The following is a 14,064-nucleotide window of genomic DNA, read 5'->3' as shown; positions in this document are numbered from 1 at the left end:
ATGCCGGGGCTGACGGGGGTTATAGCATTGTTCTTAAACAAACAGAGGTTAACACGAGAGGAACTTCGGATGCTCAGTTTTCTCACCGCGGAAGAAAAAGAACGTTTGAACCAATTGGTAAATGAAATAAACAGGCTTGAAAATTTGGCTGTGGAACGATTCCGCAAACACCTTGAGCAAAACTTCGACCGGGAGTTGATGAATCTGGCCGGCGGGCTTCCTGCAACTAAAGAAAAATTCTGCCGGGCTTTGCGGGACAAACTGGAGGCGCTGCTCAGGCCTTACGGTAAGTTTGCTTTTGCCGTATGGGATTGGGAGTGGAATGAAGCAAAATATGCAGACTTAGTATCCGGATGGGAAAATGTTTATCAGTTTGAAGTAGAAACCGACAGCGATTTTCACTGTACCGTTTTTGCGAATGCGCCAAGGACTGAAGAATGGGCCCAGGAAGTGTTTGACCGATTTTTTTCAATAAAAAGTATCAAACAAAACATTGGCCTTGGTTTGGAAAATGAAATGGCAGAGAAGCTTATTTATATTATTGCCAGGGAATTAATCCCGGTACGGTATGAGACATAAATTATCCGTTCTGCAGGACAGATGGACAGAATTATTAGTGTTGCCGGCCGGAAAAGGGGATAGTTTGCATGCTGGTTAAGAGATTTTCAGTGGGGCCGTTGGGTGCAAACTGTTATGTTGTAATCTGTGAAGAGACCGGAAAGGCATTGGTAATAGATCCCGGAGGTGACGCGGGGAAAATACTGGCTTATCTGGACGAACAGAGGCTGCAGGCAAAATATATCATCAATACCCACGGGCATATAGACCATATCGGAGCCAGCCAGGAGCTGCAGGAAAGAACGGGCGCCAGGCGGCTTATTCATTCACAGGATGCGGTCATGCTGGAAGACCCGGACCTAAATCTTTCTACATATATAAGCGCCCCTGTCAGACAGCGACCGGCAGATTGTCTGATAAATGAAGGCGATGAAATAGAAACAGCAGCCTGAAATTGAAGGTTATTGGTATATCCCGGGCATGCAGGGGTAACCACTGTCGGGAGAGAGAAAAAGTTTAATCTGTTTTTATAAAGAGGTGTTGATATGAAAGTTGGCTTGATCAGATGCAGGCAAACTGAGGACATGTGTCCGGCTACCACAGATTTTCTGGTGATGAAAGATAAAAAATGTGCTTTTGAAAATGTGCAGGAAAATATTGAATTGATCGGAGTCAATACCTGTGGCGGATGTCCGGGTAAAAAAGCTGTGACGAGGGCCGTTGAAATGGTTAAACGCGGAGCAGATACCGTTGTTCTGGCATCATGCATTACCCGGGGCAACCCGATTGGGTTTGCCTGTCCACATGCTAAAACAATAAAAGAAGCGATTGCGAAGAAACTGGGTGATCGGATTAAAATTATTGACTACACCCATTAACCTGATTTTGCATGCGTTCCGCTCAACCCATAATGCCATTGCAGAACAGACCGGTCCATGTGGCTGTAAAAATGATTGTGAACAGCCCTTCCTGAAATAAACCCCTTGACAATAATACCCCGTACCGGTATAATGTATATAACAATATATACCAAATTGAAAAGGAGGGGGTAATATGAGTCAAAATCAGAGTCATCGTGAATGGCACTGGGTTGTAGCCGGAATCGCCCTGGGATTGGTTATTACTTTTGCTTTTGCCACAGGCCACCCGGTTGGAACGGCTACGACTTATGAACGTGTAGCCGGTCATATCCTGGAGTTCATTTCCCCGGAATATGTTGCGAATACTGTTCATTACTATAGGGAAGCAGCTCCGGTCGCAGAGTGGCAGACTTTCTTTGTCTTGGGATTAATAGTTGCCGGTCTCATCGCACGTTTCTTCGTTGTAGGCAAGAAAGCAGAGGATGTTCCCGAAATGTTTGCGCAACATATCAGCCGTAGCCCCGGGAGAAGATACTGGCATGCATTTCTTGGCGGTGTATTTTTATTGTTTGGTTCCCGGCTGGCAGGCGGCTGCACCAGCGGGCTCTTTATGAGCGGTGGCAGCCAGTTAGCCCTGGCTTCTCTGGTTTTTGCTGCCGGAATGTTTGTTTCAGGTGTAATTACAGCCAAGCTTCTCTATAGAGGGAGGGATGTATAATGACGGAATTTGTGAGAACCGGCACACCCTTCAGTGTTTTGTTACTAGGACTTATTACAGGTATAGGTTTTGGATTTGTTATCTTTAAAGTAGGTGCGTCACGCTATGATAAAATTCTTAAAATGCTTCTGCTGAAAGATTTCGGCGTACTGAAATTTATGATGGTGGCAGTTGCTGTCGGTTCTATCGGTGTTTTCCTGACCGACAGTGTAATATATATAGCGCCGATGCAGTGGATGAGACTGATTGTCGGCAGCCTGATATTTGGCGTGGGCTTTGCTTTGCTGGGCGGCTGCCCCGGTACAGTAATGGTTTCCCTTGGGGAAGGGAAAAAAGATGCCCTCTATGGAATATTGGGAGGTTTACTGGGCGCCGCGCTGTATGCCCATGTCTACCCTGTAATGGATAAGCTCTTTATTGCTCCGTATAACCTTGGTAAGATGACCTTACACAGCGCCCTGGGAGTTAGCTACGGAGTCGGGTTGATAATCTGGGTGGCAGTATTTGCAGGAGGCGCGTTCCTTATCCACAAGTTATTTGTGCCCGGCGGTAAAAAAGAATCGGCCGGAGTTAATACACGACCTGCCAAAGACGTATAACCAAGAAAGGAGGCTCTTCACCGGGGCGCCTCCTTTCCTGGTTTTAGGGACTTTTGAAATAAGGGGATGATTGGGTAGCTTTGTTGTTAAATGCCGTGGAACTTATTTTGCCGGTTTCTTTTCATGTGGTTCGTGGCATTGGACACAATCCATCTTGCCGCGGGAGTCTTCGATCAAGCCGCCTTTGCCGTGGCAGGCGCCGCATTCCTGGATGGAAGCGGGATCTGCATAAACGGGTGTGATTTCCCCTTTTTCGAGGAATTGGTTTAATATTTCCACGGCCTTGGCAGCGGTATCACCACTAAGCCGCGCACACCGCTCGGCCCGTTCGGGGCTGAATGATTTCATACCGGAAGCATTGCACCACATAGATACTGAAACATGACATAATGGCGAGGTGCCGATACTTTGGGGCAGAGGCCCTTTAACTTTCGGTCCGTCAAATTTATTGCTTTGATCGGAGGGAAACTTTGCTTTGGTATACCAGCCCATCAATTCATTGACGGCTTTTTCCAGGGCATCGCCTTTTTTGCCGAGTACCAGGTTCATGGCCATGCATGAGCCGTTTAAGGCTCCACACAAAGTAGACCAGTTCATTACGCCGCCTGCCCCGTAATGAGCCATCTCGACCGGGATAACAGTGTAAGGAAACCCGACTTCTTTGGCCAATTCTTCCACAATAGTACTGAAGGTTGTTTCCATGCAGTGAGCATCATCACGGTAGTAATTGTCGTGGGCTTTCTTTCTGACCACTTCAGGATCAAGTTTTTTATACGGCCAGGGCAGCTTGGGAATTTTTACGTCTGGACCGTTTTGAGACGCCTGTTCGGATGCGGACTCTTTCGGAGAAGCCGCGCAGCCGGCCAGACTCAGGCCGCTGAAGCCCACCATTGCGCCGGCAGCAAATTTCCCGGCGTTGACGAGGAAACTTCTTCGGGATAGGTTTTCCAGAAACTTGTTTTTGTCAGACATACGACCACCTCCAGTTTTTTTTAACAAGTTACTCTCGTTCCAGCCATGCGCATTGGCTTGTTATATTTTTCACTTTTATTTTAACATATGGAAAAGCTGTTTTTTTTTACTGAAAGAAACTTTGATAAGGATATAAATTACGCTTATGACTGCCTGGCAGAGAAATATGTACGGAAGCCAAAGTTTCGGAACAATGGTATCACCATTACAGGGACCGACAATGACTTTCAAAATGCAAAAGTTAAGCTTATAATTAATAGAAGGGGCTGCCGGTAATGCAGGGGACAAGGATTTGCCGGGATTGAATGTGCATTCGTGAACAAAACCAAGACGAATTTAATTATACGAGGTGATCAGGTGAAAGGGATTATTTTGGCGGGTGGCAATGGTACTCGCTTGTATCCATTGACCCGTTATATGTCCAAACAACTGCTGCCGGTTTATGATAAGCCGATGATTTATTACCCTTTATCTGTCCTTATGCTGGCCGGAATCAGAGATATTTTGATTATTTCCACGCCGGAAGATACTCCCAGGTTTCAGCAGTTACTGGGGAATGGGCAGGAACTTGGACTGTCTTTGAGTTACAAAGTGCAGCCGTCTCCCGATGGAATAGTGCAGGCTTTTATTCTGGGGGAAGAATTTATCGGCGGGGAAAGGGTGGCCTTAGTGTTGGGCGACAACATTTTTTACGGCCAGGGATTTACTTCCATATTAAAGAAGGTAGCCAGTATTGATAAGGGGGCTGTCATTTTCGGTTACCCTGTCAAGGACCCCAGACGCTTTGGGGTGGTTGAGTTTGACGAAAAGGGAAAGGTCATTACTTTGGAGGAAAAACCGGGGGCGCCCAAATCAAACTATGCGGTAATAGGTTTATATTTTTATGACAATAAAGTGGTGGAATTAGCCAAAACCGTTAAGCCTTCACCACGGGGCGAGCTGGAGATTACCGACCTCAACCGCTTATACCTGGAAAGAAATGAGTTATATGTGGAAGTTTTGGGCCGTGGCTTTGCCTGGTTTGAAACAGGCACCCAAAAATCTCTTTTTGAAGCTGCCCAGTTTATCGAAATGATCGAAAGCCACCAGGGATTTAAAGTGGCCTGTATAGAGGAAATTGCTTATTCCCTGGGCTATATAGATGAAGAACAACTGCTTCAGTTGGCTGAACCGCTGAAAAACAGCGAGTATGGCCAGTACTTGTTGGATTTGGTACGGGCAAAAATGGCGACTGGTTCGAAATTTTAGCCTTACTGTTTTTCAAAAAACCGGAAGGAGCTTGTTATGAAAGTACCGTTTAACATACCGGCTGTTACAGGCAAAGAAACTTATTATATTGCAAAGGCCATAGCCAATAATAAACTGTCGGGTGACGGGGAATTTTCCCGCAAGTGCCATGCCTGGTTGACAGAGAATTGTGGTTGTCTGAAGGCTTTACTGACTACATCGTGTACCCATGCCCTGGAAATGAGCGCTATACTGGCCGGCATCCAGCCAGGGGACGAGGTGATCATGCCCTCTTATACCTTTGTTTCCACGGCCAATGCTTTTGTGTTAAGGGGGGCGAAGATTGTTTTTACAGATATACGTCCGGATACGATGAACATGGATGAAAAACTGATTGAAAGGGCTGTAACAGAGCGGACAAAGGCGATTGTACCCGTGCATTATGCAGGTGTAGCCTGTGATATGGATACTATCATGAAAATTGCCGGGAAACACAATTTGCTTGTCATCGAGGATGCGGCCCAGGCGGTAATGAGTACTTATAAGGGAAAGGCTCTTGGCACGATAGGCCATTTAGGGTGCTATAGTTTCCATGATACCAAAAATTATACCTGCGGCGAGGGGGGAGCCCTTCTAATCAATGACCGGCGCTTTGTTGACCGGGCTGAATATATCAGGGAAAAAGGGACAAACCGGTCCAGTTTTTTGCGCGGAGAAGTGGACAAGTATTCCTGGATAGATGTAGGGTCCTCCTACCTGCCCAGTGAGTTAAATGCTGCTTTCCTATATGCGCAGTTGGAAGAAGCTGAGGCCATTAACAGAGACCGCCTGAAAAGCTGGGAACGTTATTATATCGGCTTAAAGCCTTTAAGGGACAGAGGTGTCATTGAACTGCCCCATATTCCGGACGATTGCAGACATAACGCCAGTATCTTTTATATCAAGGTCCGGGACCTGCAGGAACGCACAGAATTCCTGCAGTACCTGAGAGAGCATGGTGTACAAGGCGCTTTTCATTATGTTCCCTTACACAGCTCTGTGGCTGGGGTAAAATTTGGTCTTTTCAGCGGTGCCGATATTTACACTACCAGAGAAAGTGAACGATTGGTACGGCTGCCTTTATATTACAAAATGGAGAGCAGTCAAGTGGATTATGTAATTCAGGTGGTAAGGAGTTTTTTTGATGTTTAGAAAGCTTCCTCTAAACCCCGACCGGTCTGCTGTCAATAATTTCTTCATAATTTCTCTCTTGGTTTTTTATCCTCTTCTGTTTATCTGGCAGGGGCTTGACTTTACCGATACAGGTTATGTTATCACCAATTATCAGTTGATATTCAGCGATCCGTCAAGTGTGGAGGCCAGTTTCAGGATATGGTTAACAGACATACTGGGAGGCATCTGGGGCTATTTTTTCGGTGATACCCTAGGACTTTTGGGTTACCGGATTGCTGCCGTGCTGCTTGTTTATGCCACCCTTTATTGTTCCTTCAAGATATTACAGCCCTATATTGAGCGGCGATACCTGTATTGGGGGCTTTTCTTGGCCCTTATCTTCATTAACAGGTCCGGTTACCTGTTTAATTACAACAGTTTAACGGCTTTCTTTTATGTTTTGGCCGCCTATTTCTTCATAGACGGATTAAAAAGCAGGGAAAATTTAAAGATTTTTGTGGCCGCTTTTGTGCTGGGCCTGAATATATTTATCCGGCTGCCCAACATACTAGGGTTCTTTCTGGTTATAGCTATTTTTTTCTATGGCTATATCAGGCGCGACCCCATTTCCTCTCAGGTAAAGCAGGCGCTTTTTTTCCTGTCGGGGTACATTGCCGCTGTTTTGCTGACGCTTTTGGCCATTTATTTATTGGGACATCTTGACGGTTACATTGCTGCTTTTAAGGGGACCTTTACCATGCTGAAGGACCCTACGGGACACCATAACAGCGATAAACTCATAAATATATTCCTGCGCCATCATAAAACAATGGCCTATGTAATGGGCTGGATCATCCTGGGCCTTACTGCTGTGGCGTTGGTACTGACTGTAACGGCCAAACTTGGCAGCAGGTTGCTCCAATTTGCGGTTATACTTGCTGCCGCTGCCGCTACACTCTATTACTTTTATGATTTTTGCCTGGATTGGGTGAACATGCTTATTATTACGCTGGGGAGTTTGTATCTTGGCCTGGTTTTGCTTTTGTGGCGAGGGAATTTGACCGGGGCGGGACAGCAGGAATTGCGGCCGGTAGCCCTGGTAGCGCTGTTGATTTTGATTTTGGCTCCCCTGGGTTCCAACGTGGCTCTGAGAAATTCCATATACGGCATGTATTTAGCGATTCCACTGGTCTTTGCTTTTTGTGCAGGAATAAAAGAAATAAAAATTAGCACCGGCCCATTAGGGTTAAGGGTAAATAAAAGCGAATTAAACCTGCTCAAAGCGGTGGCCACCCTGCTCTTTGTTTTCTTCACCCTACAGTCTGCCTATTATTATACTTACCGGGATGCCAGCGATAGGTTTAAAATGGCTTACCCGGTGCAGCACGAAAGGCTGAAAGGGGTTTTTACTACCCGGGAGAGGGCCCAAGTAGTCCAGGAACTGCTGGATGAGCTGCCGCATTACGTAAAAGAGGGCGATTATTTACTGGCTTATGAACAAATTTCCCTGGTTTATTTTTTAACCAAAACGAAACCGTATCTGTACAGCGCATGGCCCATGCTGTACGGGCCAGATAAGTTCAGGGAAGCATTGGAAAAGGCGGAAAAGGAAAGACCCTATTTACCTGTTATTGTTAGGGCGAAAGGGAATACGGAAGATTTTGACTGGCCCAAATCGAAATCACCTTTGGTGCAGACCGTTTATCACGTGGAGAACCGTAAAACAATGGAAAGGTTTATCCGGGAAAAGCAGTATAAAACCGTATGGCAGAACAGCTTTTTTGAAATCCTGACGCCTCCGCCGTACAGATGATGCCGCTCTTGGTAAAACAACCGTTGCTCCGAGGCTACACCTTCCTTTAACCACGGAAGGGCGGGGTTCTCCGCTACTAAGGAGCTTTAAGCTGCAAACCCTGGCCAGGCAGGCAGTGTTCCCGAACTTGATGGCTCATATTATTTTCAAAAGTCAGTAGTTATAAATGCCGCTGTATAGTGAAGTAACCGTTGCTCCGAGGTTACGGGCGGAGACAGTGTAAACTCCGTTCAGTTGAAATCGCTGAACCCGGCCAAATCGTCGTTCTGACTCAATGGCCGGGTTTCCGGCGTCCGTGCCGGAAACAGCGATTTCAAGCCTTTACTGTCGTTAACACTGTCTATCCACCCTCCACCAAGTCGCAACTTATTACTTTACTATACAGCGGCTTTTTGCTACCTCGTAGAACAGTGCAGAGGTATAGCTTTGAAACAGTATTTTTCATCGTCCAGTGGGCCTTCGCCATCTTCAAACATGCGGGAACCCCCAGCCTGTCCGGCTGCGGTTTTGCGGGCGCAGTCGCTCCTTAACGGTAGCCTGCGAACCCTACCCACCCTTCCGTTGTCAGGTAGATGCTGTACCGGTGAGGCAACCGTTGTTTCGTAGTTGCAGGTAGCCGCTATGGAGGTAAAACAATAAGTTTCAACTTGGCGGAGGGCGGCAAGCCTGTTTTAACAAAAGTGAGGGCGTGAAATCACTGTTTCCGGCCTAATGCTGAAAACCCGGCCGTGAGTCTCGGATGACGATTTGGCCGGGTTTCAGCAATTTCAACTTAACAGAGTTTTTGACTAGGGATTAACGTTTCTGACTAGGGATTAACGCCCTGCTTTACTTCATAACCTTTGGAACCGGCATAAGGTTTAACGGCGCCCATACCGGCTGTCTTGTCATTCCAGCCCATAGTACCGAACTTGAGAACGGTGGCGTCATAGCCGAGCTGGTTGAGCAGCATGGCGGTATAGCTGGCCGTGTGGCCGGTGTAGCAGATAACGACAATCTTCTTATCTTTGGGCAGCTTCTTCAGGTTTTCTTCTTTTGCAATAGCTTTGAAGCCAATGTTAATGGCACCGGGAACATGTCCCTTGGCATAATCTTCGGGGCTCTGGATGCTGAGCAGGAAATATTTGCTGGGATCAGCTTTCACGTCTTCCGGGTTAATAGTGGCAGGTTTACCGGAGTTGAGGAAAGCGTTGGTCGCTGCGATGATGATATCCTCTTGTGCTTCATAACCGGTAATTACCTTGGGAAGTTCGTAAACAGTTGCCGCAACGGCCTTAGTCTCCACTTCGTAACCCTTGGAACCGGCGTAAGGCTTAACGGCGCCCATACCGGCAGTCTTATCATTCCAGCCCATGGTACCGAACTTGAGTACAGTGGCGTCGTAACCCAACTGGTTCAGGAACATAGCGGTATAGCTGGCCGTGTGGCCGGTGTAGCAGATAACGACAATTTTTTTGTTTTTCGGCAGTTTAGCCAGGTTTTCCTTTTTGGCTATCTGCTTAAAAGGAATGTTAATAGCGCCGGGCACGTGTCCCTTGGCATAGTCTTCAGCGCTCTGGATACTTAAAAGGAAGTACTTGTTAGGATTAGCCTTAACGTCCTCCGGGTTAACGGTTGCCACAAAGTTGGCAGCATTTAAGAACTTATCGGCAGCGGCGGCAATTACTGCAAAGTCATTGCTGGTGTTTACTTCATATCCTTTGGAACCGGGGTAAGGCTTCACAGTACCTAAACCTGCGGTCTTATCGTTCCAGCCGGCAGTACCGTATTTGAGAACGGTAGCATCATAACCAAGCTGGTTGAGCAGCATGGCGGTGTAGCTGGCCGTATGACCGGTATAGCAAATAACTACAATCTTCTTATCTTTGGGCAGTTTTTTCAGGTTTTCTTCCTTGGCGATTGCTTTGAAAGGAATATTGATAGCGCCGGGCACGTGCCCCTTGGCGTAATCTTCAGCGCTCTGGATGCTGAGCAGGAAGTAGCTCTTGTCGCCTTTCTTGATGGCGTCGTAAAGGGCTTCCGGACTAATGGTTGCAGCTTTGCCGGAATTAAGGAATGCATCAGTGGCGTTGATGATTATGTCATCTACGGAAGATGTACTTGTTTTTGTTGCCGGCAGTTCATTGGTTGTTGCAGCAACAGGAGTTGTTTCTACCTCGTAACCCTTGGAACCGGGGTAAAGTGCAACGGTACCCATCCCGGCAGTCTTGTCATTCCAGCCTTCGGTACCGTACTTGAGAACGGTGGCGTTGTAGCCGAGCTGATTTAAAAACATAGCGGTATAGCTGGCCGTATGGCCGGTGTAGCAGATAACCACAATCTTCTTATCTTTGGGTAGTTTAGCCAGATTTTCCTTTTTGGCTATTTCCTTAAAAGGAATGTTAATGGCGCCGGGTACGTGTCCTTTGGCGTAATCTTCACGGCTCTGGATGCTGAGCAGGAAGTAGCTCTTATCTCCTTTTTTGATGGCGTCGTAAAGGGTTTCCGGGTTAATGGTTGCCGCAAAGGTTTCCGCATTCAGGGCTTTGTCAGCGGCTTTGGCGATCAGGGCAAAATCAGTAGGCCTGTCAAAGGTTATTGGAATAGACTGGGTAGCCGGGTCCCAACCGACAGTAGCGCCTAAGTTTTCCGCTACAAACCTGGCAGGAAGCATTGTCCGACCGTTTATAATTTGCGGCGCAACATCAGTGTTTTTGCTGGCTCCGTTGACAATGGTAGCCGTTTTGCCAATCCATAGTTCAACGGTCTTGTCCAGTACCTTGACAGTAACCTTTTGTTCGGCGGCTGCCCATTCAACTGTGCCGCCCATGGTTTCGACAATTGCTCTAATTGGTACAAGCGTTCTCCCTTTAACAATAACGGGTTTTGTACCCCTGCCCGGGTCAACTTCCTGAGCAGCATTGCCCACAGTAAATTTTGGGTCGCCGATTTTCAGTACCATGGTTTTCGTTTCTGCAAAGGCAGGCGCTGCCAAAGTCAGACACAATACCAGAGTTAATGCCAGGAAAATGGCGCTGTAGCGTTTTTTCATCTTTCATCCCTCCGTTTTTTAATTGATTTTTAAAACAGGTAGTTTTTCCCTTTTCCCGTTTACCACCTCCGGGTTGGCAACTTTTAGCATTCGACAATTATAAATATTATTAGTAACTGCAGGAAAAATTTCCTGCCAGTTAATTAAAGTTGTAATTTTCAATAAATTACAGGAATATTCCTTGGTTAGAATGGGATCTATTTTATATAAAATGGATAACGACAGTGATTTCAAGCTACCAGACAAAACTTTCCTAAATATTTAATTTCTTAGTATATTAGTAATAGGAATTACTCACAAATCAGGAAAACAAAATAATTATTTTTAAACTTAAAAGGAATTACGTGATTTTTTGTTGAAATACAGTGGATATTGGCTGAGGACCGGGCTAAAACAACGGGAATTTTTAGGCAGGAGCAGGTTTTGTTATGGAAGTCACATACTCTGTGGTCATTCCTGTATACAATGCAAAAAAAACTTTGCCGGAATTGCTGCAGTTGTTGGGAACATTTTTCGAGGATAAATTGAGGAAGTCTTATGAAATCATCCTTGTAGATGATTACAGCCTCGATAATTCGTGGGCTAAAATTTTGGAATTGGCGGCCCGGGACTCCCGGATAAAAGCGGTTAAACTTGCCGGGAACTTCGGACAGCATAATGCTATTGTTTGCGGTCTGCATTACTGTCGCGGGGAGTATGTCATTACCATGGATGACGACCTTCAACACAATCCCGACGATATTTTAAAACTTATTAATAAAATGGAGGAAACCAGAGCAGATGCAGTTATAGCAAAGCTGACGGAGAAAAAGCATGGTTGGCTGAAACGTCTGGCCAGCGACTTAAACAGGAAATTAGCGGAAATTGCCATAAACAAGCCAAAAGGACTTTACCTGTCTTCTTTCCGTTTAATTAAGAGGCAGGTTGTTGACGGGATGCTGGAAATAGATTTTCCATACCCCTATATACCGGCGCTTATATTTCGGGTAACTGCCAATGTGGTCAACGCCGATGTGGAACACCGGCCGCGAAAATACGGAGCCAGCAATTATTCCGCGTATAAGATGTTTAAACTTGCCGGACAATTGACCATTAACAACCGGTTGATTATGAAACTGATAAGAAAGGATAAACCGGCCTATATAGTGGAAAAAGTGATAAACTTGTAATGTCGCATTATTTTAAGGAGGAAAACTATTTGGGCAAAAAAGTTCTGGTACTGGGTGGAGGGTTGTTGCAAATTCCCCTGATCCTGAAAGCCAGGGAGCAAGGGTATCAGGTATATCTTTCTGACTATTACCCTGACCCGCCCGGGAAAAAATACAGCCATACCGCCAGGCAAATAAGTACTTTTTCCGTTGAGGACAACTATAGGTATGCCCTGGAAGAAAACATTGACTACATTATGACCATCGGCACAGACCAACCGGTATATACTGCGGCGGCTGTTTCGGAACGACTTGGGTTACCTTTTCCCATCACGGAAGAACAGGGGAAAAGCGTAACCAATAAACTTTATATGAAAGCAAAAATGGCTGAACACGGGATTCCCACACCAAGTTTTAAAGTGTTTGCAAGGTTTTCCGAATTTTCGCCGGACGGTTTGCGATACCCGCTGGTGATGAAACCTGTAGACAGTCAGGGCCAGCGGGGGATATTTGTTCTCGAAGGAAGAGAAGACCGGGCAGAGCTAAAAGAGAAGTTCGCTCTTGCCCGGCAGTTCAGCCTGACCAAAACGGTGATTGTGGAGGAGTTTTATCCCGGTGATGAGATTACGGTAAATTGCTGGGTTAAAGATGGACAGGCTTTTAATTTGCTAATTACCGACCGGCTGCATTTTGACGACAGCATTGCTTTGGGTGTCTGTAAGCAACAGCGTTATCCATCCAGAAGAGCCCGTGGACGGCAAAAAGAAATTGACGGCATTGTGCAGAACCTGGTTAATGCTTTTGGGATTAAAGACGGGCCTTTATATATTCAAATGGTAGTTGGCACTGAGGGAAGTAAAATAATTGAATTTGGTTACCGGATAGGAGGTGGGTTTGAATCGGAAACTATTCCCCAGGTAACAGGAGTTGATATTCTTGATTTATATTTCACCCTGGTCACCGAGGGGAAAAATTTATTCGAACCAGGGCAGGTCAGGGAGAAAGCCAGGTTAGGTTCAATTTTCTTTATGTTTGCACAGCCCGGGGTGGTTGAGAAGATTTCAGTTCCACAGGATTTTGCCGGCTATCATGGCCGGATATTTGTAAAAGAGGGAAAACAAATCGCCAAAATAGAAAACGCTACTTCCAGGGTGGGCTGTTTTGATTTTTATACTGATAACCCGGAGGAGTATTACCGGTTCATAAAAAGGTTTGATGCGGAGTTAGCCTTTTATGATAAAAATAACAGAGACCTTCTAATTCACAATATATGGGAGTAAGGACCATGTCCCGTCAAAATAAGCAGGGTTATTATTTAATATTGCTGCCTTTGTTCCTCATGGTATTTGGGCAGATTATGTCAAAAATGGGTTCGTCTTATGAGTCCCTGTTTAATGTATTTGTGGTTTTGGGCTACGCAGCTCTCTTGCTCAGGGGCCTGGTGTGGCTTTTCATCCTGAAAAGACTGCCTGTATCTTTCGCTTACCCGATGATGAGCCTTTCTTTTGTATTAATTCTGGTAGCTTCGTATTTTGTTTTCGGGGAAACAATTACTTTGTATAAACTTCTGGGCAGTTTACTTATCATTGCCGGTGTTATTTTTACTTCATTAGGCGGGTTTAAGGGAGAAGGGTCTTAAATGGGCTATGTCTATATTGCTTTTATGGTCCTGGCTACTACAGCCGGGCAGCTTTTGCTGAAAAAAGGCGCCGACAAAATTCAATGGCAGGGCAACATGGCAGCCGTTGCCAGGACGCTTTTCAACAGGTTTACTGTGCCGGCTGTTTTATTGGTGCTGATTACCCCGGTTTTTTACATCCTGGCCCTCAGGGAACTGGAGCTTTCGATAGCTTTCGCCTTTACGGGGCTGAACTACCTTTTGGTCAGCCTGGGCGGGAAAATCTTTTTCGGAGAAAAACTTACCAGGTTTCACTATCTTGGGATAGCCTGCATATGCCTCGGTTTGAGCATCATCCAACTTTGACT

General features: G+C 46.0%; 15 protein-coding genes. 12 read left to right on the top strand and 3 right to left on the bottom strand.

From position 1 onward, the window contains the following. From ACSNJE_RS08030 to ACSNJE_RS08010, 5 genes are all read left to right on the top strand, one after another. The gene (locus ACSNJE_RS08030; RefSeq protein ID WP_495252408.1) at positions 1 to 579 is read left to right on the top strand and encodes a hypothetical protein; all 579 of its coding nucleotides are present in this window, start codon (positions 1 to 3) and stop codon (positions 577 to 579) included. Between the two features lie 68 nt (positions 580 to 647). Next, entirely contained in the window at positions 648 to 1,010 is a 363-nt protein-coding gene (locus ACSNJE_RS08025; protein ID WP_495252407.1) for an MBL fold metallo-hydrolase, read from the top strand. A gap of 93 nt (positions 1,011 to 1,103) precedes the next feature. Next, positions 1,104 to 1,436 carry a CGGC domain-containing protein gene (locus ACSNJE_RS08020; RefSeq protein ID WP_052218387.1) on the top strand — a complete coding sequence of 111 codons (333 nt, stop codon included), beginning with the start codon at positions 1,104 to 1,106 and terminating at the stop codon, positions 1,434 to 1,436. Positions 1,437 to 1,611: 175 nt separating this feature from the next. Next, the gene (locus tag ACSNJE_RS08015) at positions 1,612 to 2,136 is read left to right on the top strand and encodes a YeeE/YedE thiosulfate transporter family protein (RefSeq protein WP_013119395.1); all 525 of its coding nucleotides are present in this window, start codon (positions 1,612 to 1,614) and stop codon (positions 2,134 to 2,136) included. Then, the gene (locus tag ACSNJE_RS08010; RefSeq protein ID WP_474774233.1) at positions 2,136 to 2,735 is read left to right on the top strand and encodes a YeeE/YedE thiosulfate transporter family protein; all 600 of its coding nucleotides are present in this window, start codon (positions 2,136 to 2,138) and stop codon (positions 2,733 to 2,735) included. Before ACSNJE_RS08015 ends, ACSNJE_RS08010 begins: the two co-directional genes overlap by 1 nt. A gap of 102 nt (positions 2,736 to 2,837) precedes the next feature. On the opposite strand, the gene ACSNJE_RS08005 is transcribed toward ACSNJE_RS08010, so the two are convergent. Continuing rightward, positions 2,838 to 3,707 (bottom strand): C-GCAxxG-C-C family protein, encoded by an 870-nt coding sequence (locus ACSNJE_RS08005; RefSeq protein ID WP_495252406.1) that lies wholly within the window; start codon positions 3,705 to 3,707, stop codon positions 2,838 to 2,840. Positions 3,708 to 4,064: 357 nt separating this feature from the next. Between ACSNJE_RS08005 and rfbA the strand changes: the two genes are divergently transcribed. Genes rfbA through ACSNJE_RS07990 form a run of 3 tightly spaced genes read left to right on the top strand, consistent with a single transcriptional unit; the run spans position 4,065 to position 7,899 of the window. Further along, positions 4,065 to 4,955, top strand: coding sequence for a glucose-1-phosphate thymidylyltransferase RfbA (rfbA, locus tag ACSNJE_RS08000; protein ID WP_495252405.1), 891 nt, complete (start codon positions 4,065 to 4,067; stop codon positions 4,953 to 4,955). Positions 4,956 to 4,991: 36 nt separating this feature from the next. Next, positions 4,992 to 6,125, top strand: coding sequence for a dTDP-4-amino-4,6-dideoxygalactose transaminase (gene rffA / locus ACSNJE_RS07995; RefSeq protein WP_495252404.1), 1,134 nt, complete (start codon positions 4,992 to 4,994; stop codon positions 6,123 to 6,125). Further along, a complete protein-coding gene (locus tag ACSNJE_RS07990) occupies positions 6,118 to 7,899 on the top strand; it encodes a glycosyltransferase family protein (RefSeq protein ID WP_495252403.1) in 1,782 nt (593 codons plus the stop codon). Before rffA ends, ACSNJE_RS07990 begins: the two co-directional genes overlap by 8 nt. A gap of 230 nt (positions 7,900 to 8,129) precedes the next feature. On the opposite strand, the gene ACSNJE_RS07985 is transcribed toward ACSNJE_RS07990, so the two are convergent. Beyond that, positions 8,130 to 8,264, bottom strand: a complete 135-nt coding sequence (locus tag ACSNJE_RS07985; RefSeq protein ID WP_495252402.1) for a hypothetical protein — start codon at positions 8,262 to 8,264, stop codon at positions 8,130 to 8,132. A gap of 443 nt (positions 8,265 to 8,707) precedes the next feature. After that, on the bottom strand, positions 8,708 to 10,930 hold the full coding sequence (locus ACSNJE_RS07980) for a rhodanese-like domain-containing protein (protein WP_495252401.1): 2,223 nt from the start codon (positions 10,928 to 10,930) through the stop codon (positions 8,708 to 8,710). A gap of 428 nt (positions 10,931 to 11,358) precedes the next feature. On the opposite strand from ACSNJE_RS07980, the gene ACSNJE_RS07975 reads away from it, so the two are divergent. Genes ACSNJE_RS07975 through ACSNJE_RS07960 form a run of 4 tightly spaced genes read left to right on the top strand, consistent with a single transcriptional unit; the run spans position 11,359 to position 14,062 of the window. Beyond that, positions 11,359 to 12,099 carry a glycosyltransferase family 2 protein gene (locus tag ACSNJE_RS07975; RefSeq protein WP_013119402.1) on the top strand — a complete coding sequence of 247 codons (741 nt, stop codon included), beginning with the start codon at positions 11,359 to 11,361 and terminating at the stop codon, positions 12,097 to 12,099. A gap of 29 nt (positions 12,100 to 12,128) precedes the next feature. After that, entirely contained in the window at positions 12,129 to 13,358 is a 1,230-nt protein-coding gene (locus ACSNJE_RS07970) for an ATP-grasp domain-containing protein (RefSeq protein WP_052218381.1), read from the top strand. Positions 13,359 to 13,363: 5 nt separating this feature from the next. Beyond that, positions 13,364 to 13,717 carry an EamA family transporter gene (locus ACSNJE_RS07965; RefSeq protein ID WP_052218380.1) on the top strand — a complete coding sequence of 118 codons (354 nt, stop codon included), beginning with the start codon at positions 13,364 to 13,366 and terminating at the stop codon, positions 13,715 to 13,717. After that, on the top strand, positions 13,718 to 14,062 hold the full coding sequence (locus ACSNJE_RS07960) for a DMT family transporter (RefSeq protein WP_013119405.1): 345 nt from the start codon (positions 13,718 to 13,720) through the stop codon (positions 14,060 to 14,062). Positions 14,063 to 14,064: the final 2 nt, after the last annotated feature.

Source organism: Thermincola sp. GK-1 (assembly GCF_059412445.1).
This window is presented reverse-complemented; position numbering and strand designations above follow the sequence as displayed.

Bases quoted from the DNA above. Each gene is read 5' to 3' on its own strand.
- ACSNJE_RS08030 (WP_495252408.1), top strand. From the start codon at position 1: ATGCCGGGGCTGACGGGGGTTATAGCATTGTTCTTAAACAAACAGAGG.
- ACSNJE_RS08025 (WP_495252407.1), top strand. From the start codon at position 648: ATGCTGGTTAAGAGATTTTCAGTGGGGCCGTTGGGTGCAAACTGTTAT.
- ACSNJE_RS08020 (WP_052218387.1), top strand. From the start codon at position 1,104: ATGAAAGTTGGCTTGATCAGATGCAGGCAAACTGAGGACATGTGTCCG.
- ACSNJE_RS08015 (WP_013119395.1), top strand. From the start codon at position 1,612: ATGAGTCAAAATCAGAGTCATCGTGAATGGCACTGGGTTGTAGCCGGA.
- ACSNJE_RS08010 (WP_474774233.1), top strand. From the start codon at position 2,136: ATGACGGAATTTGTGAGAACCGGCACACCCTTCAGTGTTTTGTTACTA.
- ACSNJE_RS08005 (WP_495252406.1), bottom strand. From the start codon at position 3,707: ATGTCTGACAAAAACAAGTTTCTGGAAAACCTATCCCGAAGAAGTTTC.
- rffA (WP_495252404.1), top strand. From the start codon at position 4,992: ATGAAAGTACCGTTTAACATACCGGCTGTTACAGGCAAAGAAACTTAT.
- ACSNJE_RS07990 (WP_495252403.1), top strand. From the start codon at position 6,118: ATGTTTAGAAAGCTTCCTCTAAACCCCGACCGGTCTGCTGTCAATAAT.
- ACSNJE_RS07980 (WP_495252401.1), bottom strand. From the start codon at position 10,930: ATGAAAAAACGCTACAGCGCCATTTTCCTGGCATTAACTCTGGTATTG.
- ACSNJE_RS07975 (WP_013119402.1), top strand. From the start codon at position 11,359: ATGGAAGTCACATACTCTGTGGTCATTCCTGTATACAATGCAAAAAAA.
- ACSNJE_RS07965 (WP_052218380.1), top strand. From the start codon at position 13,364: ATGTCCCGTCAAAATAAGCAGGGTTATTATTTAATATTGCTGCCTTTG.
- ACSNJE_RS07960 (WP_013119405.1), top strand. From the start codon at position 13,718: ATGGGCTATGTCTATATTGCTTTTATGGTCCTGGCTACTACAGCCGGG.